Here is a 1,480-nt window from a genome sequence, read left to right on the forward strand (position 1 = left end):
GCCCGAACATCTACGCGGCCGGCGACTGCACCGACCAGCCGCAGTTCGTCTATGTGGCGGCAGCGGCCGGCACTCGTGCGGCCATTAACATGACCGGCGGCGACGCCGCCATCAATCTGACCGCGATGCCGGCCGTGGTGTTCACCGACCCGCAAGTGGCGACCGTGGGCTACAGCGAGGCGGAAGCGCACCACGATGGCATCGAAACCGACAGCCGCACGCTGACGCTCGACAACGTGCCGCGTGCGCTTGCCAACTTCGACACACGCGGCTTCATCAAGCTGGTCATTGAGGAAGGTAGCGGACGGCTCATCGGCGTGCAGGCGGTTGCCCCGGAAGCGGGCGAACTGATCCAGACGGCTGTTCTCGCCATTCGCAACCGCATGACGGTGCAGGAACTGGCCGACCAGTTGTTCCCTTACCTGACGATGGTCGAGGGGTTGAAGCTCGCGGCGCAGACCTTCAGCAAGGACGTGAAGCAGCTTTCCTGCTGCGCCGGGTAATCGGAATCAAATCACCAAACCCCAAGGAGCCAAACAACTATGGAAACATCAACCTTCGTCAAAGAAATCGCGGAGCGTTTCTCGGTTATCAACCGACTACATCCCACTGAACTCTTGCTTCCGCTTCTTCGCGAGATTGCCAAGGGAAGTCCCGTCTCGCGGAAAACGCTCGCGACCGTGCTCGACTGGCCGGCCGACAGAGTCGCGGCAGCACTCGATCAGGTCCCCAGCACCGAGTATGACGACGACGGCAATATTGTCGGCTATGGCCTTACGCTGCGCGAAACCCCGCATACCTTTGAGATTGACGGCCAACGTCTCTACACGTGGTGCGCCCTAGACGTATTAATATTCCCGGCTTTGCTCGGCAGGAGCGCGTACGTCTCCTCGCGCTGCCCTACAACGGGTGAAGAGGTATCGCTTACGGTGGCGCCAGATGGGCTGCACCGGCTCGAACCGGCGAGCGCAGTTGTGTCACTGGTGCGACCAAATGCGTCATCCGACATTCGCTGCTCCTTCTGCTGCCACGTCCACTTTTTTGCCAGCGCCGCTGCCGCTGACGATTGGGTCGCGCAGCATGAGGGTGCCGAAGTTGTGGGCGTCGAAGAGGCCTTTCGCCTTGGGCAAGAGCTTGCTCGACAGCTGTCATCGCCTAGCGGGACGTAACTGTCCTGTGCTGCGCAGGGTGAGGAAAAGGAGGTGTTCAGTGAGCGCTTATACAGTTTCCCGCTTAGCACATGACGCGGGCGTGAGTGTGCATATCGTGCGCGACTACCTGCTGCGTGGATTGCTGCGGCCGGTGGCGTGCACCCCAGGCGGCTACGGCCTGTTCAACGATGCCGCCTTGCAACGGCTACGCTTCGTGCGGGCCGCCTTCGAAGCGGGCATCGGCCTGGATGTGCTGGCGCGGCTGTGCCGGGCGCTGGATGCTGCGGACGGTGACGGTGCGTCTGCGCAGCTTGCCGTGTTGCGGCAAC

The 1,480-nt window shown here is 62.2% G+C and carries 2 protein-coding genes and 1 pseudogene; all 3 read left to right on the forward strand.

Annotation, left to right across the window (positions count from 1 at the left end):
• Window positions 1-503 (forward strand): annotated as a pseudogene (locus D7V20_RS19105) (mercury(II) reductase); the annotation flags it as partial.
• A gap of 39 nt (window positions 504-542) precedes the next feature.
• Complete coding sequence (gene merB / locus D7V20_RS19110; RefSeq protein ID WP_033917456.1) at window positions 543-1,169, forward strand: organomercurial lyase MerB; 627 nt, start codon at window positions 543-545, stop codon at window positions 1,167-1,169.
• Window positions 1,170-1,209: 40 nt separating this feature from the next.
• Window positions 1,210-1,480 (forward strand): mercury resistance co-regulator MerD (gene merD, locus D7V20_RS19115; RefSeq protein WP_120385396.1); only part of this gene is annotated, 271 nt, incomplete at its 3' end.

The organism is Acinetobacter rongchengensis (assembly GCF_003611475.1).
In the GTDB taxonomy this organism is placed as follows: domain Bacteria; phylum Pseudomonadota; class Gammaproteobacteria; order Pseudomonadales; family Moraxellaceae; genus Acinetobacter; species Acinetobacter rongchengensis.

Coding starts and splice junctions, on each gene's coding strand:
- merB (WP_033917456.1), top strand. CDS start 543: ATGGAAACATCAACCTTCGTCAAAGAAATCGCGGAGCGTTTCTCGGTT.